This is a genomic window from Heyndrickxia sp. FSL W8-0496, from assembly GCF_038007825.1.
GTDB lineage: Bacteria > Bacillota > Bacilli > Bacillales > Bacillaceae_C > Heyndrickxia > Heyndrickxia oleronia.
The window spans coordinates 3,792,714-3,816,760 of record NZ_JBBOXX010000001.1 but is presented as its reverse complement, the minus strand read 5'-3'; the positions used below and the strand labels follow the sequence as shown (position 1 = coordinate 3,816,760).

Annotated in this window: 23 protein-coding genes; all 23 read left to right on the top strand. The window is 38.3% G+C overall.

Going from position 1 to position 24,047, the window contains the following annotated elements; translation table 11 throughout:
• Position 1: 1 nt before the first annotated feature.
• The 23 genes from paaD to qoxD all read left to right on the top strand — a co-directional run bounded on the left by paaD (position 2) and on the right by qoxD (position 23,997).
• Positions 2 to 499 carry a 1,2-phenylacetyl-CoA epoxidase subunit PaaD gene (gene paaD / locus NST63_RS19360; protein ID WP_436580619.1) on the top strand — a complete coding sequence of 166 codons (498 nt, stop codon included), beginning with the start codon at positions 2 to 4 and terminating at the stop codon, positions 497 to 499.
• An 18-nt stretch (positions 500 to 517) separates the two neighbouring features.
• Positions 518 to 811: an EthD family reductase gene (locus NST63_RS19355; protein ID WP_058003406.1), complete on the top strand. Its 294-nt coding sequence runs from the start codon at positions 518 to 520 to the stop codon at positions 809 to 811.
• Entirely contained in the window at positions 804 to 1,580 is a 777-nt protein-coding gene (locus NST63_RS19350) for an enoyl-CoA hydratase-related protein (protein ID WP_341043448.1), read from the top strand. Before NST63_RS19355 ends, NST63_RS19350 begins: the two co-directional genes overlap by 8 nt.
• A gap of 11 nt (positions 1,581 to 1,591) precedes the next feature.
• Positions 1,592 to 2,365, top strand: a complete 774-nt coding sequence (locus tag NST63_RS19345; RefSeq protein ID WP_341043447.1) for an enoyl-CoA hydratase-related protein — start codon at positions 1,592 to 1,594, stop codon at positions 2,363 to 2,365.
• 18 nt (positions 2,366 to 2,383) lie between these two features.
• Positions 2,384 to 3,247, top strand: coding sequence for a 3-hydroxyacyl-CoA dehydrogenase (locus NST63_RS19340; protein WP_212945950.1), 864 nt, complete (start codon positions 2,384 to 2,386; stop codon positions 3,245 to 3,247).
• Entirely contained in the window at positions 3,247 to 4,446 is a 1,200-nt protein-coding gene (locus NST63_RS19335; protein ID WP_341043446.1) for a thiolase family protein, read from the top strand. The genes NST63_RS19340 and NST63_RS19335 overlap by 1 nt, the downstream gene beginning before the upstream one ends.
• Positions 4,447 to 4,490: 44 nt before the next feature.
• Complete coding sequence (gene paaX / locus NST63_RS19330) at positions 4,491 to 5,396, top strand: phenylacetic acid degradation operon negative regulatory protein PaaX (protein WP_071976716.1); 906 nt, start codon at positions 4,491 to 4,493, stop codon at positions 5,394 to 5,396.
• Entirely contained in the window at positions 5,393 to 6,343 is a 951-nt protein-coding gene (locus NST63_RS19325) for an NAD(P)H-dependent flavin oxidoreductase (RefSeq protein WP_341043445.1), read from the top strand. Before paaX ends, NST63_RS19325 begins: the two co-directional genes overlap by 4 nt.
• A 188-nt stretch (positions 6,344 to 6,531) precedes the next feature.
• Positions 6,532 to 7,539 (top strand): ABC transporter substrate-binding protein, encoded by a 1,008-nt coding sequence (locus NST63_RS19320; protein ID WP_212945907.1) that lies wholly within the window; start codon positions 6,532 to 6,534, stop codon positions 7,537 to 7,539.
• A 27-nt stretch (positions 7,540 to 7,566) separates the two neighbouring features.
• Positions 7,567 to 8,610 (top strand): ABC transporter permease, encoded by a 1,044-nt coding sequence (locus NST63_RS19315; RefSeq protein WP_341044223.1) that lies wholly within the window; start codon positions 7,567 to 7,569, stop codon positions 8,608 to 8,610.
• Positions 8,588 to 9,388 (top strand): ABC transporter ATP-binding protein, encoded by an 801-nt coding sequence (locus tag NST63_RS19310; RefSeq protein ID WP_212945908.1) that lies wholly within the window; start codon positions 8,588 to 8,590, stop codon positions 9,386 to 9,388. Before NST63_RS19315 ends, NST63_RS19310 begins: the two co-directional genes overlap by 23 nt.
• 212 nt (positions 9,389 to 9,600) lie before the next feature.
• The gene (locus NST63_RS19305; protein ID WP_058003414.1) at positions 9,601 to 10,005 is read left to right on the top strand and encodes a thioesterase family protein; all 405 of its coding nucleotides are present in this window, start codon (positions 9,601 to 9,603) and stop codon (positions 10,003 to 10,005) included.
• Between the two features lie 32 nt (positions 10,006 to 10,037).
• Complete coding sequence (locus tag NST63_RS19300) at positions 10,038 to 11,147, top strand: Leu/Phe/Val dehydrogenase (RefSeq protein WP_212945909.1); 1,110 nt, start codon at positions 10,038 to 10,040, stop codon at positions 11,145 to 11,147.
• Positions 11,148 to 11,173: 26 nt separating this feature from the next.
• Positions 11,174 to 12,235 carry a pyruvate dehydrogenase (acetyl-transferring) E1 component subunit alpha gene (gene pdhA, locus NST63_RS19295; RefSeq protein ID WP_341044222.1) on the top strand — a complete coding sequence of 354 codons (1,062 nt, stop codon included), beginning with the start codon at positions 11,174 to 11,176 and terminating at the stop codon, positions 12,233 to 12,235.
• Entirely contained in the window at positions 12,232 to 13,230 is a 999-nt protein-coding gene (locus NST63_RS19290) for an alpha-ketoacid dehydrogenase subunit beta (RefSeq protein WP_212945910.1), read from the top strand. The genes pdhA and NST63_RS19290 overlap by 4 nt, the downstream gene beginning before the upstream one ends.
• 32 nt (positions 13,231 to 13,262) lie before the next feature.
• Positions 13,263 to 14,453, top strand: coding sequence for a dihydrolipoamide acetyltransferase family protein (locus NST63_RS19285; RefSeq protein WP_341044221.1), 1,191 nt, complete (start codon positions 13,263 to 13,265; stop codon positions 14,451 to 14,453).
• 1 nt (position 14,454) lies between these two features.
• A complete protein-coding gene (gene lpdA / locus NST63_RS19280; protein WP_341043444.1) occupies positions 14,455 to 15,885 on the top strand; it encodes a dihydrolipoyl dehydrogenase in 1,431 nt (476 codons plus the stop codon).
• 577 nt (positions 15,886 to 16,462) lie between these two features.
• Positions 16,463 to 18,817, top strand: a complete 2,355-nt coding sequence (locus NST63_RS19275) for an ABC transporter permease (protein ID WP_341043443.1) — start codon at positions 16,463 to 16,465, stop codon at positions 18,815 to 18,817.
• Positions 18,818 to 18,920: 103 nt separating this feature from the next.
• Positions 18,921 to 19,688 carry an ABC transporter ATP-binding protein gene (locus tag NST63_RS19270; RefSeq protein ID WP_341043442.1) on the top strand — a complete coding sequence of 256 codons (768 nt, stop codon included), beginning with the start codon at positions 18,921 to 18,923 and terminating at the stop codon, positions 19,686 to 19,688.
• A 510-nt stretch (positions 19,689 to 20,198) separates the two neighbouring features.
• A complete protein-coding gene (gene qoxA, locus NST63_RS19265; RefSeq protein ID WP_058003420.1) occupies positions 20,199 to 21,137 on the top strand; it encodes a cytochrome aa3 quinol oxidase subunit II in 939 nt (312 codons plus the stop codon).
• A 21-nt stretch (positions 21,138 to 21,158) separates the two neighbouring features.
• The gene (qoxB, locus tag NST63_RS19260) at positions 21,159 to 23,102 is read left to right on the top strand and encodes a cytochrome aa3 quinol oxidase subunit I (RefSeq protein ID WP_212945914.1); all 1,944 of its coding nucleotides are present in this window, start codon (positions 21,159 to 21,161) and stop codon (positions 23,100 to 23,102) included.
• Positions 23,102 to 23,710 (top strand): cytochrome aa3 quinol oxidase subunit III, encoded by a 609-nt coding sequence (qoxC, locus tag NST63_RS19255; protein WP_212945915.1) that lies wholly within the window; start codon positions 23,102 to 23,104, stop codon positions 23,708 to 23,710. Before qoxB ends, qoxC begins: the two co-directional genes overlap by 1 nt.
• Positions 23,710 to 23,997, top strand: coding sequence for a cytochrome aa3 quinol oxidase subunit IV (gene qoxD / locus NST63_RS19250; RefSeq protein ID WP_058003423.1), 288 nt, complete (start codon positions 23,710 to 23,712; stop codon positions 23,995 to 23,997). Before qoxC ends, qoxD begins: the two co-directional genes overlap by 1 nt.
• The last annotated feature ends 50 nt before the right edge of the window (positions 23,998 to 24,047 follow it).

Here is a 24,047-nt window from a genome sequence, read left to right as displayed (position 1 = left end):
ACTGAGATTGAATGAATTACTGATGAAAATAGAACATTGCTTACGCACCGTTAAGGACCCTGAAATTCCATCGGTAAGTGTCATGGACTTGGGGATGATTGAAGAGATAAATGTATCAGATGATTCCATTGTGCACATTAAGGCACTGCCAACCTTTCTCGGTTGCCCTGCCTTAGAAATCATTAAAAAAAATATGATCGACGCTGTTTCAGCTATCGATGCTGTTAGCGATGTAAAGGTAGAATTTATTTACCATCCACCCTGGACATCTGATCGGGTGACCGATGATGGAAAGGAAAAGCTAAAGCAATTTGGGATTGCTCCACCACCAGAATTTGATGCCCAAAATCATGAATGGAAAGTGGAATGCCCTTATTGCGGATCTCATTATACGACTATGGAGAATTTATTTGGACCAACTGCATGTCGTAGCATTTTATATTGTAAATCATGCAAAAACCCATTTGAAGCAATGAAACCAATATCAAATTTAATGTAACTGGAAGGAGTAATGACCATGTATAAAATGATCGCTTTATTTAAGAAACCAGAGGACACAGCAAGCTTTGATGACTATTATTTCAACACACATATGCCGCTAACGAATAAAATTCCTGGCCTAGAAAAGGTAGAGATAACAAAGATGTCAGGTTCAAGTCCCTATTATTTGATGTGTGTGATGTATTACGCAAGTAAGGAAGCCTTTAAGGAAGCATCAAAAACTCCTGAATCGAAGGCATCGGGAAAAGATGTGATGGAATTTGCCGGTGACTTAGTTACATTCATGTTTGGTGAAGATGTGAATGACTAATTATGAATATATTCAGGTAGACCAAGAGGAAAGCATAGGTATTATCCGTTTAAACCGTCCAAAGGTTTTAAATGCGCTAAACCGAAAAATGGTATCTGAGATTGTTCAATCCATGCGAGAAATGGATGGTAATGATAGCGTTCGGGTCATCGTTTTATATGGAAATGGAAAGTCGTTCGCTGCTGGAGCAGATATTACTGAAATGGCTCAAGATGATTCGATCCATCTTGAATTATTAAATCAATTTGCCGAGTGGGATGATCTAGCACATATAAAAAAGCCAATAATCGGTGCCGTTCATGGCTTTGCTTTAGGTGGAGGCTTCGAGTTAGCACTTGTATGTGATTTGCTATTTGCTTCGGAGGATGCGAAATTCGGCTTTCCAGAAATTAATTTAGCCGTTATGCCAGGTGCTGGTGGAACTCAGCGGCTAACAAAATTAATGGGGAAAACAAAGGCATTAGAATGGCTTTGGTCTGGAGAAATGATGACAGCAGAAACAGCTGAGGCATGGGGAATCATTAATCGCCGCTATCCACAGGAAATTTTGGTTGAAGAAACGTTGAAATATGCTAGGAATTTAGCAAATAAACCAGCATTGTCCGTTCGATTTATTAAAGAAGCCGTTTATAAAGCTGTTGATTATTCCTTATATGAGGGGATGCAATATGAACGGAAAAATTTCTCACTATTATTCTCTTCCGATGATCAAAAAGAAGGAATGAAGGCATTTGTTGAAAAAAGAAAACCTAATTTCAAAGGGCGCTAGGGGGGGATCAAATGTACGAAACGATTGAATTTGAAGTAAAAAATCATGTCGCATGGGTAACATTAAATCGGCCAGAAAAGCTGAATGCATTTAATGAACAGATGAAAATAGAGATAAAGGAGTCCTTAAAAAAGGTAGCAGCAGATCCAGATGTTCGTTGTATCGTCATTACTGGAAATGGAAGGGCATTTTGTTCGGGTCAGGATTTACAATCGGTCAATGAAGATACGGATTATGGAGAGCATTTAAGAAAATATTATAATCCGATGATTCAACAAATGGCGGCCATTGAAAAACCAATTATTGCGGCAATTAATGGCACTGCTGCCGGAGCAGGTCTAAGTCTTGCGCTTGCCTGCGATTTTCGACTAGCACATGAAAAATCAAGCTTTATCGAAGCCTTTATTCACGTAGGCTTAGTTCCTGACTCCGGAAACATGTACTATCTTCCGAGAATTGTTGGCCATGCAAAAGCATTAGAATTGGCTATATTAGGAGAGAAGATTTCCGCAGCAGAAGCGAAGGATATAGGCTTGGTTACACAGGTCATTCCCCATGAGAAGTGGAATGAAGATGTGACAGCCTTTGCTGAAAAATTAGCTCATATGCCAACAAAGGCAATCGGTTTAATAAAACGCTATTTTAATCAAAGCTGGGATTCTAATTTGCAGGAAGTATTAGGAAAAGAAGCATATGCACAAAAAATAGCAGGCAGCTCATATGATCACCGAGAGGGAATAGCCGCATTCTTAGAAAAAAGGAAACCTCTTTTTCTAGGAAAATAGGATGTGGGGATGATGAAATTGGTACAAAATATTGTGGTAATCGGTTCAGGAGTGATGGGCAGAGGGATTGCCTATGTTGCAGCAGTATCAGGCTTTTCGGTTCAGTTATGTGATATCAATGAACAATCATTAATTTCAGCTAAAGAAGAAATCGCAAAAATATTTCATAAAGGGATAGAGCGCAATAAAATAACCGAGGAAGAAAAGAACGCGGCGGAGGAAAGGTTACATTATACAAATAATATGGATCAATCAGTTAGCCATGCCGATTTAATTATTGAGGCCGTTCCGGAAAAAATAGAAATAAAGAAAAGTATATTTGAAGCGATTGATCGATTGGCTCCAGCCCACTGTCTGTTCGCTACTAATACATCTACGATGAGCCCAACAGAAATAGGCTCTTTTACCAATCGACCACAAAAAGTCATCGCGATGCATTTTTTTAATCCGGTCCACAAGATGCCATTAGTGGAAATCATTAAAGGGCTAGAAACGGATGAGCATACGGTGAATGTCATTCAAGAGACCGCCAAAAGAATGAAAAAAGAAACAGTGGTTGTTAATGAGTTTCCAGGCTTCGTCACTAGTAGAATCAGTGCTTTGGTAGGAAATGAGGCCTTTTATATGTTACAGGAGGGGATTGGATCACCGGAAGATATTGATAAAGCGATCAAATTAGGTCTGAACTATCCAATGGGTCCATTCGAATTGGGAGATTTAGTCGGATTGGATACAAGGTTAAATAATCTTCAATATCTACATAAAACATTAGGCGAAAAATATCGACCTGCTCCTCTTCTCGTACAATATGTAAAAGCTGGGCGATTGGGAAGAAAGACAGGAAAGGGTGTATATGATTACACATCTAGGGGTGATTCCTAATGAATAATGTCGTGATTATAGATGCGGTAAGAACGCCGATAGGTAGATATAAAGGAGCATTAAAAAATGTTAGACCAGATGATCTCGGCGCCATTGTAATAAAAGCATTAATAGAAAGAAACCCATTACTTCCCACCTCAGAAATTGAAGAGGTCGTTTTAGGGAATGCCAATCAAGCGGGGGAGGATAATCGCAATGTAGCAAGAATGGCTACCTTACTTGCGGGTTTACCAGTGGAGACTGCAGCAACGACCATTAATCGCCTCTGTGGATCGGGGCTTGATGCTGTAAATTATGCAGCCCGGGCGATCGCAATGGGCGAGGGTGAGATTTATATAGCTGGTGGGACAGAAAGTATGACTAGAGCTCCTCTTGTCACGGCAAAACCAAATGCTGAGTTTCCAAGAGGGAATATGGAATTATTCGATACAACCATTGGCTGGCGTTTTATCAATCCGAAATTGCAAGAAATGTATGGAACAGACTCCATGCCTGAAACGGCTGAAAATGTGGCAAAGCGATTTTCTATTACAAGAGAAGAGCAGGATCAATTTGCCTTTCAAAGTCAAATGAAGGCAAAAAAAGCAATGGAGCTCGGATTGTTTTGCGAGGAAATTATCCCTGTTTCGGTAGTGGATCGAAAGGGCAATGTGACCATTGTTGATACCGATGAACACCCGAGAGCAAATACCACGTTGGAAGGATTAGCAAAATTAAAGCCTATCTTTCCGGAAGGTACGGTAACTGCAGGAAATGCATCGGGAATTAATGATGGGGCTTCGGCTTTATTATTAATGAGTGAAAAAAAGGCCATGCAGCTCGGCTTAACCCCATTAGTAAAGTATAAAGCATCAGCGGTAGCTGGATTAGAACCGGCTGTTATGGGCTTAGGACCGATACATGCAACGAAAAAACTATTAAAGCGCATTGGTATGACAACAAAGGATATTGGTTTAGTGGAAATCAATGAAGCCTTTGCTTCCCAATCACTTGAATGTATAAAACAATTAGAGCTTGATCCTAATATAGTCAATGTAAATGGTGGTGCGATTGCATTTGGCCATCCATTAGGCGCTAGTGGTGCAAGAATTTTAACGACATTAATTTATGAAATGAAACGAAAAAGAACTGAGGTCGGTTTAGCAACAATGTGTATTGGTGTTGGCCAAGGCATTGCTACAATTATCGAGAATATCTGAGGATTGTCTACGCTTCGGCCTCTAAAAAAAGGTAGGTACTTCTAATGAAGGGCAACTTGAATACACGTTCAATGATCTTCACCATCTTTGGAGATTATATACGACATTATGGCAATGAAATATGGATAGGAAGCCTTATTCAGTTATTAAAAGAATTTGGTCATAATGAGCAATCAGTTAGAGCAGCAATGTCAAGAATGAATAAACAGGGCTGGGTAGAGGCGCGAAAAATAGGCAATAAAAGCTATTATTATTTGACCCCTCGTGGTGACGATCGTATGGATGAGGCAGCCACCCGAATTTATAAATTAAAGCAAGAGAAATGGAATGGGAAATGGACGATGCTCACGTATTCGATTCCCGAGGATAAGCGCTCGATACGAGATGAGCTAAGAAAGGAACTCGTGTGGAGTGGCTTTGGACCAATCGCTAATAGCTGTTGGATTTCCCCGAACCCATTAATCAAACAGGTGCATTCACTTGTTGATAAATATGACATTAGCAATTATGTACATGTATTTATAACGGAGTATAAAGGTCCGCATGAAAACCAAAGGCTTATCCAGGAATGCTGGGATATTGAGGAAATCAATGCCCAATATAAACGATTTATTGATCGTTATCACCCAAAATATGAGACGGTCAAAAAACGAATTCAAACTGGTAATATGTCCCCCGCTGATTGTTTCGTAGAACGGACAAAGCTTGTCCATGAATATCGAAAATTTTTATTTATCGATCCTGGTTTACCTGAAGAACTGCTTCCAAAAAAATGGCTAGGAAATCAAGCAGCACTGCTGTTTTCTGATTATCATAAGGAACTGGCTGTACCTGCAGGCCAATTTTTTGAATCTATCTTCAAAAAGGAAAATCAACTACATCGTAAAAATAAATCATTTGATATTTTACAGCATCCATTAATTCTAGAAGAATCGGGGGAACGATTATGAATCGACTAACAAAAAAACTGGGAATTGAACTTCCAGTCATTCAAGGCGGAATGGGCAATATTAGTAATGCTGAACTAGCAGCGGCGATTTCAAATGCGGGTGGTCTGGGCACCATTGGAGTAGGTACAATGAATCCAGATGAAGTAGAAAAACTGATTCAGAGAATTCAAAACTTAACAAAGAAGCCCTTTGCTCTGAATCTCCCCATTAATGTGAATCCAAATATTCGGGAAATGCTAGACCTAGTCTGGAAATATTCAATACCGATTATCTCTTTATCTGCAGGAAATCCAGCTCCCTACATCCAGTTATTGCATTCACACGATGTGACGGTGATGGTAGTAACAGGGTCTGTCAAGCATGCGGTGAAGGCAGAGCAAGCAGGAGCAGATGTCATTGTTGCAGAAGGGTATGAGGCAGCAGGAATTAATTCCCCATTTGAAACAACCACCCTAACACTGATCCCCCAAGTGGTGGACGCTGTAACTATTCCTGTCGTTGCTGCAGGAGGTATTGCTGATGGGCGCGGATTACTGGCTGCTTTGTCCCTAGGTGCTGAAGGAGTACAAATGGGGACTCGATTTATAGCTACAAAGGAAGCTCCTTTTTCTAACAAGTATAAACGCAAGATCATCGAAGCAGAGGATCATAGTACTTTTATCATTGGTCGCAATCACGGGAAGATACGCAGAGTATTAAAAGGGAATTATGCTATAAACCTATTGAGTGCGGAAATTGAACTTTCAGATGACCAATTCAATGAGGCAACAAGTGAAAAGTATCATCTAATTGGAGCCCTTGAAGGTGATGAGAATCATGGTTTTATGAATAGCGGACAAATTGCTGGGCTGATTCATCATGAACCTACGGTGGCTGAACTCCTTGAAGAAATGATGGATGATTGTCGAAAAAGATTGAAAAACATAGGAAATCTACTGGAGGATTAAGCAGGAACAAAGTCCTTTCATGCAGAAATATCATGGGAGGATCGATTTGTGTAGAAATTTTGGAATATTAGAACTTTTAGAATTACAAAATTTTCACAAGATCCTTCATGAAGAAAATAGAAAGGAGGATAAGGAAGAAACACTGCAACAATCTTTGATAATGAACTTATTTCATAGGGGGAAATGGAATGAAAATTAGTTGGAAAAAGAGTGCGATGATTTTGTTCAGTGCCTTTTTATTAGCTTCCTGCGGTGCTCAAGGTGAAAAGAAAACGACTGGTGGGGAAGGAGCAAGTGGAGATTCCGAAAAAACAGAGAAAACGTATAAAATTGGTGTAACCCAATATGTCGAGCATCCTTCATTAGATGCAGCATTTGAAGGCTTTAAAAAGGCAATTGAAGAATCAGGATTAAAAGTTGAATATGATACACAAAATGCTCAAGCAGATAATAGCTTGAACACAACCATTGCAAATAATTTAGTAAGCTCCAATGTTGATCTCATCTTTGCTAATGCAACGCCAAGTGCTCAGGCAGTAGCAAGTGCCACAAAAGATATTCCTATCATTTTTACTTCAGTGACAGACCCAGTAGGTGCTGAGCTAATTACATCTATGGATCAGCCTGGCGCAAATGTTACAGGAACGATTGATACCCATCCAGATGCAATTCCAAACACACTAAAGTTTATGAAAGAACAACTAAATATGAAAAAAATCGGCATGGTCTTCAATTCCGGTGAACAAAATTCACGTGCCCAAGTAGATATCGTTAAAAAACTGGCCGAAGAACAAGGTGTAAAGATTGAAGAAGCTCCAGTTGCGACCTCAGCAGATGTAAAGCAAGCAACAGAATCATTAGTAGGAAAAGTTGATGGCTACTATATTATTACAGATAACACGGTTGTATCTGCCTTAGAATCCGTCATCTCTGTTGCGAATGATAATAAGCTGCCTGTTATGGTCGGAGAATTTGACAGTGTCAAACGTGGTGGACTAGGTGCATACGGCTTTGAATATTTCGATATTGGCTATGAAGCCGGGCAAATGGCTGTGAAAATCTTAAAAGATGGAAAGAAACCATCAGAACTACCGGCACAGCCACCACAAAATTTAAAACTAGTCATTAATAAAAAAGCGGCAGAAGCAGCTGGCATCGAAATCAAGGATGAGTGGGGCGCGGAATTTAGCGAGTAATTAGGAGATGGTTCAATGTTAACACAAATATTTGGTTCAATATTTGGTTCAGTGGAGCAAGGAATCATCTATGCCATCATGGCACTTGGAGTGTATCTTTCATTCCGAGTGCTTGATTTTCCAGACCTAACGGTAGATGGAAGCTTTGTTACAGGAAGTTCTGTGGCAGCGACGATGATTGTTTTAGGGTATAATCCGGTTCTTGCTACTATTGCTGCCGTTGGGGCAGGGTTTATTGCAGGATGCATCACAGGAATTTTACATACAAAGGGTAAAATTAATCCATTATTGTCTGGAATCTTGATGATGATTGCTCTCTATTCTATCAATCTACGAATAATGGGAATGTCTTCAGAAACATCTGTAGGTAGACCAAATATCCCCTTATTAAATTCAGAAACGATTATGACAAAGTTTACGCAATTTTGGCAGCAGCTAGGGATCGACCAGTGGTTAAATCAACTGCTTAGTTATACTGGTATTCAATACTTGCCGAAAACCTGGGGAATCGTAGTATTGATGATTATTGTTACTTTTATTATTAAATGGATTCTTGATCGTTTTTTACAAACAGAAGTTGGCCTTGCATTAAGGGCAACTGGTGATAATCAGCGAATGATCAGAAGCTTTTCAGCGAATACCGATTCTTTAATCATTCTTGGATTGGGGATATCGAATGCATTCGTTGCTTTATCTGGTGCTCTTATTGCCCAGTATGGGAAATTTTCTGATGTTAATTTAGGGATTGGGATGATTATTATCGGTCTTGCTTCCGTTATTATTGGTGAAGCAATTTTTGGAACAAAGACCGTTTTTCGAACGACTTTAGCCGTTATTATTGGGGCCATTATCTATCGGGTCATTCTCGGATTAGCTCTAAGAATCAAAATACTAGATACAGGGGACATGAAATTAATTACCGCCATTATTGTTACGCTTGCCTTAGTAATCCCTAAAATTCTTGAAAGACAAAGAGAAAAGCGACGCAAGGCAAGGAGATTTTCAGAGAAGCTCACGCATACTGCTGGGAAAAAGGAGGGAGATCAAATTGCTCCGCCTAGAACAGATTAATAAGGTTTTTAATGAAGCAACTCCAGATGAAAAAGTCGCGTTAGATCAAATTAATTTAACCCTAGAAAAAGGGGATTTTGTCACTGTTATTGGGAGTAATGGTGCGGGGAAATCAACATTAATGAATATGATTTCTGGTGTCCTAACTCCTGATATAGGAACGGTCAAAATTGATAATAAAGATGTAACGAGATTACCAGAATATAAGCGCTCAAAACTAATTGGTCGGGTATTCCAAGATCCGATGGCTGGAACAGCACCAACGATGACGATTGAGGAAAATCTTGCCATGGCTTATTCACGAAACAAATCACGTTCGCTTAGAAAAGGAGTTGATAAAAAACGAAGGGAGTTTTTTAAAGAATCATTAAAATCCTTGCATCTTAATTTAGAGAACCGCTTAAATGCGAAGGTTGGACTTTTGTCTGGGGGAGAACGTCAAGCTCTATCTTTATTAATGGCGACGTTTACTCAGCCTTCTATTCTACTTTTAGATGAACATACAGCTGCCCTTGATCCTTCACGTGCAAAATTAATCACAGATCTTACGAAGGAATTAGTTAAAAAGGATCAATTGACCACACTAATGGTTACCCATAATATGCAACAGGCCCTTGATCTAGGGAATCGCTTAATCATGATGGATAAAGGGCAAATCATTCTTGAAGTAAGGGAGGAAGAGAAAAAGGACTTGACCATCGAACAATTATTAAAGGAATTCCAGAAAATTCGTGGTGAAAGTATCATGAGTGACAGAACACTTTTATCAATCGATTAACTAATTATTAAAGGCTGTTAGTAAAAGCCCAACTGCTGGCTTTTACACCCAATAAAGGGATTAGCGGTGATTATGGATTTTGTAGCTCTTTTTCTTAAAGAAATAAAAGGTGTAGCGGATACAACCGAAATTTATTAGCTAAAACTTTCGTTTAATAGCAACGATGTTTGAGAAAAGAGCTTTATTGTAGAACGACTAAGAGGAGGGATGAAATGAAGGCTGGAATGGAAGTAGGCCAGACGGCAACCATTGAATTCGAGGTGACACCAGATATGTTTGCTGGATTTGAGGGTAATGTAGTTCATCGAGCATATTCAACGGTCTCAATGGTTTACCATATGGAATGGGCTTCAAGGCAAATCATCCTTCCCTTTCTGGAGGAGCATGAGGAAGGGATGGGGGGAGCGGTAAGTATCAAGCATATCGCTCCTACAACAGATGGAACAAAGGTTAGGGTAAAAGCAACATTGACCGAAATAAAAAATAATATAGTGATCACGCGAACAGAAGCTTGGAATGAAAAAGGTTTGATTGGTCATGGGGAGGTCAAACAAGCAATTTTACCAAAGGAAAAAATTATTCAAATGATCGCTGATTCAAAACAGGATAAGGAATAAGCAATAAACTTCTAGAGAGGAGAGCTTCGCAAATGGACTTTTTTACGAAAATGAATGAGCATGAACAAGTGATTATCTGTAATGATCCGAAAACCGGATTAAAAGCTATAATTGCTATACATAATACGACCCTTGGCCCTGCAACTGGGGGCTGTCGAATGTATCCGTATCAAACATTCGAGCATGCATTAAATGATGCGCTAAGACTTTCCAAAGGAATGACTTATAAATGTGCTGCTGCTGATGTTGATTTTGGTGGGGGGAAAACCGTCATTATCGGGGATCCAGCAAAGGATAAAACCCCGGAATTATTTCGTTCATTAGGACAATATATTGATTCCTTAAATGGTCGCTATTACACGGGGACTGATATGGGAACCACCCCAGAGGACTTCGTCCATGCGATGAAAGAAACAAATTGCATTGTAGGTATTCCTGAAGAATATGGCGGTAGTGGCGATTCTTCAGTTCCCACTGCACAAGGTGTTGTTTATGGATTAAAAGCGACCAATCAAGTATTGTTTGGTTCAAATGACATTGGTGAAAAAACATATGCCATTCAAGGACTTGGTAAAGTCGGATTTAAGGTGGCAGAAACCTTACTTGAGGAGGGGGCTTCACTTTATGTGACAGATATTAATTCAGACGCTATTCAGCAATTATTACATCGTTCTCAGGAAATTGGAAACAACCAAATAAAAGTCGTTCAAGGAAACGATATTTATGGTGTTGAGGCAGATGTATTTGTCCCATGTGCACTTGGGGGAATTATTAATGATGATACGATCGATGTATTAAAAGTAAAAGCAGTGGTTGGATCTGCAAATAATCAGCTCCTTGAAGACCATCATGGAGATATCCTAAAGCAAAAGAATATTGTCTATGCGCCAGATTATATTGTAAATGCAGGAGGACTCATTCAAGTATCAGATGAATTATATGGTCCAAATAAAAAGCGTGTGATGAATAAAACAAAAGCTATTTATAATTCTTTGATTGAGGTGTATCGCCACTCTGAGCAAAAAGGCATTTCAACTGTTGATGCAGCAAACCATTTTTGTGAGGAAAGAATGGAGGCAAGAAAACATCGAAATAGCTTCTTCTCACATCATAAACGTCCAAAATGGGAAATTAGACATTAAGACAAACAGGAGGGATTAGTTTGGAGATGTTTAAAAGGATCCAATACCTTGATGAAAATGGGAATCTATTAAACAATGATATTTCGAAAGCGCTTACAACAAGCTTTGTTCAGTCATTATATGAAAAATTAATTCTTGTAAGATCCTTTGACCGCAAAGCGATTAGCCTTCAAAGGCAAGGACGATTAGGAACCTATGCCCCTTTTGAAGGACAGGAGGCTGCTCAAGTGGGCAGTGCTCTAGCGTTACAAGCTGATGATTGGCTTTTTCCCACGTATCGTGATCATGCCGCAACGATCACCTTTGGACATTCATTAAAAACGATTCTTTTATATTGGAATGGAAGAGTAGAGGGATGTATCCCACCAGAGGGTAAAAAGATTTTTCCGCCAGCTGTACCGATTGCTACACAATTGCCACATGCCACAGGGGCTGCATTAGCAGAAAAAAGAAAGGGAACTAAAAATGCTGCGATTGTTTACTTCGGCGACGGGGCTACATCTGAAGGTGACTTTCATGAAGGATTAAATTTTGCAAGTGTGTTTAAAGCACCTGTCGTGTTTTTTAATCAAAACAATCAGTTTGCCATATCGGTTCCAATTGAGAAACAAATGAATTCAGAAACGATTGCTCAAAAATCTGTTGCTTATAGTATTCCAGGAGTACGACTAGATGGAAATGATATTTTTGCCGTCTATTTTGAAACTAAAAAAGCATTAGATCGTGCAAGAGAAGGGGATGGCCCAACACTAATAGAGGCTGTCACATGGCGTTATGGAGCCCATACAACAGCAGATGATCCAACCAAATATCGGAATCAAGATGAAAGTGAAAGAAAAAGAGCGACAACCGATCCAATATCACGATTAGAAAAATACATGAAAAATCAGGGGATATGGGAGGATGCTTGGCAGGAGTCCATTATAACTAAAGCTACGCAAAAAATTGAACAGGCGATTGAAGAAATGGAGGCATATCCACCACCCAATGTAGATGATTTATTTGATCATGTATTTGCCGTGCCAACCTGGACCATTAAAGAGCAAAAGGATCAATATTATGAATTTTTGCGAGGTGTGAATCAATGAGTACGATAACAGCAAAAACGCAAAAGCTATCCATCGTTCAAGCAGTCACAGACGGGCTCCGCACTGTTATGAAGGAACAAGAAGAAGTCCTTGTTTTAGGAGAAGATGTAGGGAAAAATGGTGGAGTATTTCGCGCCACCGAAGGACTTCAAGAACAGTTTGGTCCTGATCGGGTGATAGATACACCATTAAGTGAGTCAGGTATCGTAGGAACAGCCATTGGTCTCGCCATCAATGGATTTTTGCCGGTAGTAGAAATGCAATTTCTCGGATTTATCTATCCTGCCTATGAACAAATCATGACACACGCGACTCGGATACGAATGAGAACATTAAGTCATTTCCATGTTCCATTAGTTATTCGAGCACCTTATGGGGCAGGTGTGAAAGCACCGGAAATTCATTCTGACAGTGTCGAGGCTTTGTTTACACATATGCCGGGAATAAAGGTTGTTTGTCCTTCCAATCCATATGATGCAAAAGGGCTTTTAATAGCGAGTATAGATGACCCAGACCCAGTTCTTTTTCTAGAGCCGATGCGATCTTATCGTGCCTTTAAAGATGAGGTTCCTACTGACAGATATACAGTCGAAATAGGAAAAGCGAGTCTAGTTGAGGAAGGAACAGATCTCACATTGATTGCTTGGGGAGCAATGGTGCCATTGGCTGTAAAGGCTGCACAAAAAGTAAGAGAGCAGAATATTTATTGTGATGTCCTTGACTTGCGGACATTGTATCCACTCGATAAGGAAATGATTGCAGAATCCGTACAAAAGACAGGTAGAGCTGTTATTGTGCATGAGGCTCATGCAACAAGTGGGTTAGGTACGGATATTATTGCACTGATTCAAGATACCTCATTTCTGTACTTGAAATCTCCTATCCAAAGAGTGACAGGATTTGATGTGCCTGTACCATTTTACACATTAGAACAACACTATTTGCCTAATGAAGATCGAATTATTGAGGCGATTCATAAAGCGATTCAATTTTAATTAGAATTCTAGATAAAGTAGGTGATAGCGTGATCGAAGTAAAGCTTCATGATATCGGTGAAGGAATGACAGAAGGAGAGATATTAACATACTTTGTCAAGGTCGGCGATCAGGTACTACCGGATCAACCATTAGTTGAAGTTCAAACAGATAAAATGACCGCTGAGCTCCCATCTCCAACAGCGGGAATAGTTAAAGAAATTCTCGTCACTGAAGGAACAAATGTTGAGGTGGGGACGACATTACTAATCATTGAATCTTTAGGAACGAAACCGGTTCAACAAAAGATTGAAAACACTCCTATGAATAGAAACAGTATGACGATAAAAAAAGTAGATCGTGATAATGGTCCTAAGCGTTTGATATTAGCAGCACCATATACACGGAAAATTGCACGAGAATTAGGAATTGATATCGAGAAGATTAATGGGACTGGGCCAGCAGGCAGGGTGACTGATGAGGATGTATATCGTTATGTCAATCAGCCGGAGCCGGTTGAGGAGAACAAAAATGATATTCAACCAACTATAGCTGAAGTCGAAGAAATTCCTTTTAATGGTCGAAGGAAGCAAATTGCATCACTTATGAGTAAGTCTCTATATACAATTCCCCACGTTACTCATTTTGAAGAAGTCGACATGACGAACTTATTAGACAGCAAAAAACAATTAAATGAAGCCGGAGTCAATATATCGGTGGCAGCCTTTTTTATTAAGGCCATTCAACTAAGCTTAGCTAAATATCCTATCTTCAATTCAGTATTAGATGAAGAAAAGGGAGTGATTAAGCTAAAAAAGGAATATAACATCGGTATTGCCGTTGATGCAAAAGAGGGTCTGATTGTGCCAGTCATTCGTCATGTGGAGCAGAAAACATTGAGCGTTATTCATGCAGAAATGAAGGATTATATTGAAAAGGCGCAAAATAATACACTTACAAAACATGATATTTCGGATGGGACTTTTACAATTAGTAATGTTGGTCCATTAGGAGGGATTGGTGCGACACCAATCATTAATTATCCTCAAACATCATTAATCGCCTTCCATAAAACCAAAAAGAAACCAGTCGTCGTCAATGATGAAATTGTCATTAGAAGTATTATGAATCTTTCGATGTCCTTTGATCATCGGGTCGCCGATGGAGCGACAGCCGTGGGGTTCACCAATTATTTTGTTCAATTACTCGAGCAACCTACGAGAATGCTATTGGAGTTGAGATAAGATGGTCGTTGGAGAAATTGCCCAGGAAAAGGAAGTTGTTGTCATTGGCGGAGGACCAGGGGGATATACCGCAGCTATACGGGCTGCGCAATTAGGAAAAGATGTATTGTTAATTGAACAAACTCACTTAGGTGGTGTGTGTTTAAATGAAGGATGTATTCCATCTAAGACGTTTGTCCATGCTGCGAAACAGGCGAACAGATGGGGGCATTTACAAGAGATTGGTTATCAATTTGAAGTGAATCATTTTCAGTTTGAAACCTATCAATCTTATAAAGAAAAAATAGTGGGTCAGTTACGGTCGGGTGTTGAAGCATTATGTAAGGCGAACAAGATCGAAGTGATATACGGTCATGCCTCATTCATTTCTGAAAATAAACTCGGAATTGAAAATGGGCATCATTTTGAAGTAGTTAATTTCGAACAGGCGATTATTGCAACAGGTGCGAAACCGGTATACTCTCTGGAAAGTGAAACCTATCAGTTAAATTCAAGGCAATTATTTAATTTGCAGCAATTGCCGAAAGAGCTTATTCTAATTGGTTCGAATTATATTGTTTTAGAGGCTGCCTTCGCCTATAAAGCATTAGGTACAAAAGTTACGATGATAATGGAAGAGCATAAAGGATTCTCTTTCGACCAAGAAATAGAAAAAGAATTACGAAGGCAGATGAAAAAAAGAAATATTACTTTTTATTCTGGTGTGAAAAATGTGGAGATTGCAGAAAACGAAAATGGAGTAGAATGTTCTTTTGTCAGTGAAAAAAATGAGCGGACGCTCATTTCAGCAGAGCTGTTTTATAAGGAAGAAGGATATGTTGGGAATATAGAAGAATTGGGCTTTGAACGATTAGGGGTCTCTGTCGATCAACAACAATTTATCATTTGCGATGATCAAGGACGAACCAATATACCAAATCTATTTGCCGTTGGAGATGTAACAGGAGGACCATTTTTCGCAACAAAGGCCATCAAACAAGGAAAGGTTACTGCTGAAATCCTTTGTGGAAAGCCGAGCGAATTAGATTTCACCTGGATGCCCGAAGTCATTCACACTCAGCCACCGATTGCCACTGTAGGTATGACTGAAGAGGCAGCGAAGTCTGCAGGATATTCAGTAATAACTGGCACATACCCTCTTCTTGGAAATGGCTATGCCATGTTCTCAGGAAATCGGGACGGATTAGTGAAGGTTATTATTGAAAAAGAATCCCAGCGCTTATTAGGTATGCATATGATCGGTGAAGGAGCGATTGAACTAATATCGACTGCAGTGATTAGTGGAGAAATGGTCGCAAGAGATGAAGATTTGATCTTTCCAACGTATGCGCACCCAAGCTTGAATGAAGGAATTCTGGAAGCGATGGAGGATACCTTAGGGTTTGCAATTCATAAAGCTCCCAAAAAGGGGAAAAAGGTACTTAATAGATAGAGAAAGTACTAATGGGTTTATTATTGGCTTTTCCTCCTCCATGCTAAACAAAATGGCGCTGGCTCTTCTAATAGGCTGTTTTTTTAAGGAGTATATTCGATCATGATCCTATTTATATGGACTAAGCTTTTCTTTATAGGATACTGAACAACCTTATAAAATGATTAAAAAGTCTCTAGTATCGTGATATGCTAGAGGCTTTTTTTAGTGATAGAGTCCAAAGGGTTTACTATTATTTTTCTTTGAAAGAATCGACAAGCCAGAAACCATAGATAGAGAGACAAGCCTGGTTCAAGATTTCAAAATAAAGAGCATGTTTATCCAATCATTACATAGAGATTATGTGAAGGTAAAAGAGAAAAAAGGTAGTTACACCTCAGGTCTGAGCAAGAAATCAGACTTAAGGGGCTGAAGATAAATCTAATTATTATGTATAGTCTGAATATATGAGGAATCCTTTGTAAAATAAATGGGAGTGCATGTTTATATGGAATCAAATTCATCGTGGTAGAGAGGAGCTCCGATAGAGGGACGGAAGAAAAAATAGCTATTGAATGATCCGGAAGGAGAAGAAACGATGTTTTTGAAAATGTTTAAAAATGATTTCATCAGAAACAAAATTGCCACGCTAGCAGTATTTGTTTTTATCACGCTAGCAGTGATATTGGCAGCCAGTTCCATCAATAATATTGCTAATTTAATTCAGTCGATGAAGGAACTGCAGGAACGCGCAGTACCAGCTGACATAACACAAATGCACTCCGGAGAATTTGACCAGCTAGAAATTGATCGATTTACAGAAGGACAACGTAAGAATATAGCGATGCAGGAAACGATGGTTCTTCTGACTTTTGATGGAAGTAATATTGTGTTTGGTGAAAACCAAACAATGGCTGACACAGTACAGGATATTTCCTTTGTTGTCCAGAATCAACAATTTGACTTTATATTGGACCTCAATAATAAAAAGTTGGCTATAAAGGAAGGGGAAGTGGCGGTTCCCATCTATTTCATGCAGCAATATGATTTAAAAATCGGTGAGACGATTACAGTGAAAAATGGAAATTATAAGAAGAGTTTTGTTATTTCAGATTTTGCAAGGGATTATGAAATGAACTCTTCTCTTACGTCTTCGAAACGGTTTGTTCTAAATCAGGCGGATTATGATGAAATGCGCAGAATGCTGGCAGGGGAACTGGAATATTTAATTCAATTCAAACTAAATGAAAATGGAGATGCGCAAGCTGTACAGACAGCTTATATCGAAGCAGGTCTTCCGGCAAACGGTCCTACAGTCGGAGGGAAAATTTTTCTACTATTTAATGCTTTATCAGATACAGCCGTTGCAATGGTAATTATCCTTATCAGTATTCTCCTGATTATTATCGCTTCACTATGTATCAGACTTACCTTTTTAGCAACAATTGATGAAGACTTAAGAGAAATCGGAGTTATGAAAGCAATCGGAATATCGAAAAAGGATATTAAGAAAGTATATCTTAACAAATACAGAGTCATGTCAGTAATTGCTGGGATCCTAGGCTATCTACTTTCCTTTGCTACGGTTAATCTGTTTAACAGTAATATGAAACTGTATTTGTCCTCGGATTTATCAGGAAATTTAAAGTATGTACTATCTCTTATCGCTCCAATATTCGTCTATTTCATGATTGTGATGTACTGCAAAAAGGTACTGAAAAGAATGGATAAAATTTCTGCGGTGGAAGCAATACGTTCCGATATTATGGAGCGTGGAAAGAATCGAAAATACCGGTTTTCATTACTTAAGAATAATGTTCTAAGTACTAACATTTACATGGGAATGAGGGATGTATGGAAGCGATTCAAAATATACCGTTTACTGTTATTCATATTTATTGTTTGTACATTTATAGTAATTCTTCCTTTAACTATGTATAACACTATGAACTCTCCAACGTTTTCTACCTATATGGGAATCGGAAAATCTGATATGAGAATCGATCTTCGAAGGACAGACCGTATTACAGCGGATTTTAAACAGTTGCAGGAAGAGCTGAAGAATGATTCTGACATTGAAAAATATGCAGCGTATATTACTAGCTCCTACCAGATTAAAAATGCAGAAGGCTCTTGGGATTATATTAATATTGAAACAGGGGATTTTTCCGTATTTCCATTAAAATATCTGGAAGGAAGAGCACCTGAAAGTGAAGGAGAGATCTCCCTTTCCTATGAAAATGCATCAAAAGACGAATTAAATAAGAAAATAGGAGACCAGGTAACAGTAAAAGCTGGAGGGACTGAAAAAAATTTAATAGTAACTGGTATTTATCAAGATATTACAAATGGAGGAAAAACAGCAAAAGCGGATACCAGTTTCGGTATAAATAAAGATGCCGTTCTATGGTATATCGTAAGCATTGATCTAATCGAAGGCGTTGATATACCTAGTAAGATGGCATACTACCAGAATACGTATGATTCTGCGCAAGTGAATGATATCAAGGAATATACACAGCAAACTCTTGGAAATATCATAGATCAAATGAGTACGATTGTAGTAGGTGCAATCATTATTGCAGTCATCATTAGTGTATTAATTACCTCGTTATTTCTGCGGATGTTATTGTCTAAGGACATGTCTCAGATTGCCATTATGCGATGTGTTGGGCTAACTTCCAAACATATTTGTCAGCAATATATGGCAGGAACCATGTTGGTGCTAGTATTGGGAATCATCTTTGGGGTTATTGCCTCAAACTATTTAGGAGAGCTATTAGTAAACATGGCGATGTCCTCTATGGGTGCTGCAAAAATTGAATTGGTTAATATTGTCTGGCAGACTTGGTTGCTATGTCCGCTGGCACTGATTGCAATAGTTGGAATGACTATTTACATGTCCTGCAGGATAGCTATAAAAGAAGATTTGTCTGTAATTTTAAGAAGATAGAAATAGGATAAAGGGTTCTTGCCTGTCAAGGTATCCAATGAAATCAGGGAGCGGAACAAGATATATAGCTATTGAATGAAAAGTTCGGGTGGGAGGAATAAAGATGAGTGCAATATTGGAAGCAGGAAAAATGAATAAAAAGGTTGAATTAGGCAAGGGGAATCGGCTTCATATTTTAAAGGATATAAGCTTAAAGATAGATGAAGGTGAATTTGTATCGGTTATGGGGCCATCTGGGAGCGGAAAATCAACACTGCTTTATAATATAAGTGGGATGGATAGAATTACTTCGGGAAGTGTGAAATTTAAAAATCGTGATATTGCTAGACTAAAAGAAGAGGAACTAGCACGGGTTCGATTAAATCATATGGGGTTTATTTTTCAAGATATTCATCTATTAAAAAATTTGTCACTGATAGATAATGTTATGTTCCCTGCTCTTGTATCAAAAGATGCGGATAAAAAGGCAACATATCGAAAAGCAAAAATGTTAATGGAAATGACAGGGATTGATAGGATTGCTAATAATACGATTATCCAGGCATCTGGAGGGCAACTCCAGAGAGTCGCAATTTGCAGAGCATTAATAAATGATCCGGACATCCTATTTGGCGATGAACCGACCGGAGCATTAGATTCCAAATCAACAGCAGAAATCATGACCATACTTGCGGATATTAATAAAAAAGGGACAACCATCCTGATCGTTACCCATGATGTAAAGGTCGCAGCTAAAACGGAAAGAGTGTTATTTATGGTGGATGGCACTATTGTGGCACAGAAGAAAATGCTTAAATACAATGTCCAGCATGAGAATAGTAAGAAAAGAGAAGAAAGTCTTATGAAATGGTTAGTCGATAACGGGTTTTAGTAAAATAAGTATTTAGTAAATGTCTTAAATATCCCATTAAAGGATTATTAGAATTAGATGGCGTTTCGTACTATTTTTCAGAAGAAAATGATTAAAACGATATAAAGATTTCTTTCATGATAGCCCTAAAAAGACTCTATATCTTTTTGGGTCTTTTTTATATCTTTCAATCTTTGAATACAAATTACATTCGATTATGTGAAAAAAACTGAGTGTAACTATTTTTTTAGTAAACTAATAATTCCATGTTTTAACCACTATTTCCAGTATTTTGGGACGTAAAAAATGTCAATATACTATAGGAGAATATTTTTTGTATTATTTATGAATAAATATTGTCTAGTTTGTGAATTAGTGAACAAAACAATTTTAAAATCTTATAAATTGCAGTACACTATTCGAGTACCAATTTTGAGTATAGATATTCGATCAAGTGACGAATATGTCATTTTCTTATTTTACTTTGTGAAATATTATACATATTTCTTGAATTGGAAGGAGAGGAAACGAATGAGAGCAAAAAAACTACCATGGAAAATAGTGTCTTTGGTTCTACTATCATCTATTTTTCTATTAAGTGGATGTGATACTAGTAAAATTGCAGTTTTAAATCCACAAGGACCAGTTGCACAAAAACAATATGATTTAATTGTTTACTCTTTCTGGTTAATGATGATTATTCTAGTTGTTGTTTTAGGACTATTTATTTTTATGGTTTATAAATATCGGGAAAAACGCTTAGCAGCAGATTATATGCCACCAGATCAACACGGGAATACGTGGCTTGAAATCATTTGGACTGCTATACCAATTGTCATTATTATTGCTGTAGCTATTCCAACTGTTAAAGCAAACTATCAATTAGAAGATATCCCAAAGGGGTATGAAGACAAGAAGCCGATCGTCATCAATGTGACTTCAGCAGATTGGAAATGGATATTTAGTTATCCAGAACAAGGAATTGAAACAGTCAACTATGTAAATATTCCTGAGGATACTCCTGTTAAGTTTCAATTAACATCAGCAGGAACAATGGCTTCATTTTGGGTGCCTGAGTTAGGTGGTCAAAAATATACGATGCCAAATCACTCAATGGAATTAATCCTTTTAGCTGATAAACCAGGTTCTTACCTAGGAAGAAATGCCAACTTTAATGGTGAAGGCTTTGCCCATATGGACTTTGAAGTTCTTTCACAGACACAAAAGGACTTTGATCAATGGGTGAAAGATGTGAAAAACAGTGCTCCAGCTTTAACAAAGGCTGATTACAACAAAATTCTAAAACCTGGTGTCGTAGGTCGTATGACGTATACAGGTACACATTTGCCATGGGTGAAAACACCACATCAGCACGGAATGATGGAGAAAAAAGAAACCAATCAAGAACATGATATGAAAGACATGGACATGGATATGGATGGTATGGACATGTCAGAACATCAACATTAAGAAGATTGGAGGAGAAAATATATGAAGCTAGATGAATTTTTCGTCACAGGTGAACCGATTATATATGTGACCGAAGCTGGTATAGCCCTAGCAATGATCGGTATCATTTTTTATCTAACCTATTTTAAAAAATGGAAATGGCTTTGGACAAACTGGCTAACTACCGTTGATCATAAAAAAATCGGTGTAATGTATGTTCTAGTTGCGGTATTAATGCTATTCCGCGGCGGTGTCGATGCCTTAATGATGAGGGCACAGCTTACCGCACCGAATTTAAAATTACTTGACGCTAATCACTACGATGGGATCTTTACGACTCATGGTACAATAATGATTTTATTTATGGCGATGCCATTTTTAATGGGACTCATTAATATTGCGGTTCCTCTTCAACTGGGCGCACGTGATGTTGCGTATCCAATGCTTAATGCATTCAGTTTCTGGACGTTTGCAGCAGGTTGTGCATTATTTAATATTTCTTTCATTATTGGAGGATCTCCTACAGCTGGATGGACTTCTTACTTCCCATTAGCGGGAACAGAGTTTAGTCCTGAAGTAGGTAATAACTATTACGCAGTAGCCTTGCAGATTGCTGGTATTGGTACATTAATTACCGGTATCAACTTCTTAGTGACCATTCTTAAGATGAGAACTAAAGGAATGTCACTAATGAAAATGCCAATGTTTGTTTGGTCTGTATTAATCATGTGTGTCATTATTATCTTTGCATTCCCAGTATTGACTGTTGCATTAGGTTTAATGACATTTGACCGATTATTTGGTTCACACTTCTTTACGATGGCATCTGGCGGTATGCCGATGTTATGGAGTAACTTATTCTGGATATGGGGACATCCTGAAGTATATATCGTTCTATTACCGTCCCTAGGTATTTACTCAGAGATTATAAGTACATTTGCGAAGAAACGATTATTTGGTTATAAATCAATGGTCTTTTCAATGTTAGCAATTGCATTATTTAGTTATTTCACATGGGTTCACCATTTCTTTACAATGGGGAATACCGCAGCAGTGAACTCGTTCTTCTCTATTTCAACGATGCTCATTGCGATACCAACAGGTGTAAAATTATTTAACTGGCTCTTTACAATGTATAAAGGAAAACTTAAATTAACATCAGCAATGCTTTGGTCACTTGCCTTCATTCCGAACTTTTTAATCGGTGGGGTAACCGGAGTTATGCTTGCAATGGCGGCAGCAGATTATCAATATCATAATAGTTATTTCTTAATCGCTCACTTCCATTACACATTAATTCCAGGTGTAGCCTTCGCATGTTTTGCTGGATTACATTATTGGTATCCAAAAATGTTTGGTCATATGTTAAACGAGAAACTTGGAAAAATTACATTCTGGTTCTGGATGGTTGGATTTAACGTATGTTTCTTACCACAATTTGTACTAGGTTTAAAAGGTATGACACGTCGTATGTACACATATCAAGATGGTCTTGGTTGGACAGGCTTAAACGTTGTTTCTACCATCGGTGGTGTATTAATGGGTATCGGATTCCTAGTACTTGTATGGAATATCATTTACAGCCTTAAACATGGTGAACGTGATGTAACAGGTGATCCATGGGATGGTCGTACATTAGAATGGGCAACACCAACTCCAGTCCCACATTATAATTTTGCAGTGGCACCAGAAGTGAAAGATATTGATGCTTATTGGGATATGAAACAAAACAAAACACCTCTTTATAAGAAAGAGGAAGTTAAACCGATCCACATGCCTAGTAACACCGCTATGCCATTTATTTCGGCTGTAGGCTTCGGTATTGGTGGTTTTGGTCTCGTCTTCTCTTGGTGGTGGATGGCCATTATCGGATTAATCATTATTTTAGGCTGTTTAGCATGGCGCTCCCTAGATCGTGATGAAGGATACCATGTTGAAGTTGATGAAATTTTAAGTACTGAACTTGCAGCAAGGGGTGAAAAATGATGAGTAGTGAACATTTAGACACGTCTTTGCCGTTAGAATATCAAACTGAACAAAGCAGATTAAATATATTTGGTTTTTGGATTTTCTTAGGTGCAGAGATCGCATTATTTGCGACTCTCTTCGCTACTTATTTTGTTCTTTCAGGGGCTACTGCAGGTGGTCCTGATCAATTAGAATTATTTAAGATCAAAGATGTAATGACCGAAACAATTCTCCTTTTAGTAAGTAGTTTCACATGTGGTCTCGCTATTTTTTCAATGCGAAATAATAATAAAAAGGGACTACTCCTTTGGTTTATTGTGACACTTCTTTTGGGAGCAGGGTTCATTTATTTTGAACTTCATGAGTTTATTGATTATGTCCACGAAGGAGCAACATTACAAACAAGTGGATTTCTATCAGGGTTCTTTGTTTTACTAGGTACCCATGGTCTGCACGTATCAATGGGGATTCTTTGGGGAATTCTTCTCATTTATCAACTAGTAAAAAGAGGATTAACACCTGTAACTTCAAGGAAATTTTTCATTATCAGTCTTTACTGGCATTTCCTTGACGTTGTTTGGATCTTTATCTTTACATTTGTTTATTTAGGAGGGCTGATTAAGTAATGGGACAACATCATTCAAAATATCCAATTGGACATATTGTTGGCTTCTTTTTATCATTAGTCATGACGATTGCGGCAATGATTGTTGCATTGCATACTAATCTTCCTAAATCAACGATTATGAGCATTATCGGTATTCTCGCCTTCCTACAAGCTGGAATGCAGCTATTCATGTTCATGCACATTAAAGAAAGTGAAAACTCTAAAGTTCAAGTTGGGAACATTATATACAGTATCATCATTGCCCTTACCATTGTATTAGGTTCCATTTGGGTAATGCATAACTAAAAGAAAAAACGTCCATGTCCGAGTGACATGGGCGTTTTTTTGTTGAATGC

What these genes read in the sequence shown, in the direction of transcription:
- NST63_RS19355 (WP_058003406.1), top strand. Translation starts at nt 518, where the DNA reads ATGTATAAAATGATCGCTTTATTTAAGAAACCAGAGGACACAGCAAGC.
- NST63_RS19350 (WP_341043448.1), top strand. Translation starts at nt 804, where the DNA reads ATGACTAATTATGAATATATTCAGGTAGACCAAGAGGAAAGCATAGGT.
- NST63_RS19345 (WP_341043447.1), top strand. Translation starts at nt 1,592, where the DNA reads ATGTACGAAACGATTGAATTTGAAGTAAAAAATCATGTCGCATGGGTA.
- NST63_RS19335 (WP_341043446.1), top strand. Translation starts at nt 3,247, where the DNA reads ATGAATAATGTCGTGATTATAGATGCGGTAAGAACGCCGATAGGTAGA.
- paaX (WP_071976716.1), top strand. Translation starts at nt 4,491, where the DNA reads ATGAAGGGCAACTTGAATACACGTTCAATGATCTTCACCATCTTTGGA.
- NST63_RS19325 (WP_341043445.1), top strand. Translation starts at nt 5,393, where the DNA reads ATGAATCGACTAACAAAAAAACTGGGAATTGAACTTCCAGTCATTCAA.
- NST63_RS19320 (WP_212945907.1), top strand. Translation starts at nt 6,532, where the DNA reads ATGAAAATTAGTTGGAAAAAGAGTGCGATGATTTTGTTCAGTGCCTTT.
- NST63_RS19305 (WP_058003414.1), top strand. Translation starts at nt 9,601, where the DNA reads ATGAAGGCTGGAATGGAAGTAGGCCAGACGGCAACCATTGAATTCGAG.
- NST63_RS19300 (WP_212945909.1), top strand. Translation starts at nt 10,038, where the DNA reads ATGGACTTTTTTACGAAAATGAATGAGCATGAACAAGTGATTATCTGT.
- pdhA (WP_341044222.1), top strand. Translation starts at nt 11,174, where the DNA reads ATGTTTAAAAGGATCCAATACCTTGATGAAAATGGGAATCTATTAAAC.
- NST63_RS19290 (WP_212945910.1), top strand. Translation starts at nt 12,232, where the DNA reads ATGAGTACGATAACAGCAAAAACGCAAAAGCTATCCATCGTTCAAGCA.
- lpdA (WP_341043444.1), top strand. Translation starts at nt 14,455, where the DNA reads ATGGTCGTTGGAGAAATTGCCCAGGAAAAGGAAGTTGTTGTCATTGGC.
- NST63_RS19275 (WP_341043443.1), top strand. Translation starts at nt 16,463, where the DNA reads ATGTTTTTGAAAATGTTTAAAAATGATTTCATCAGAAACAAAATTGCC.
- NST63_RS19270 (WP_341043442.1), top strand. Translation starts at nt 18,921, where the DNA reads ATGAGTGCAATATTGGAAGCAGGAAAAATGAATAAAAAGGTTGAATTA.
- qoxA (WP_058003420.1), top strand. Translation starts at nt 20,199, where the DNA reads ATGAGAGCAAAAAAACTACCATGGAAAATAGTGTCTTTGGTTCTACTA.
- qoxB (WP_212945914.1), top strand. Translation starts at nt 21,159, where the DNA reads ATGAAGCTAGATGAATTTTTCGTCACAGGTGAACCGATTATATATGTG.
- qoxC (WP_212945915.1), top strand. Translation starts at nt 23,102, where the DNA reads ATGAGTAGTGAACATTTAGACACGTCTTTGCCGTTAGAATATCAAACT.
- qoxD (WP_058003423.1), top strand. Translation starts at nt 23,710, where the DNA reads ATGGGACAACATCATTCAAAATATCCAATTGGACATATTGTTGGCTTC.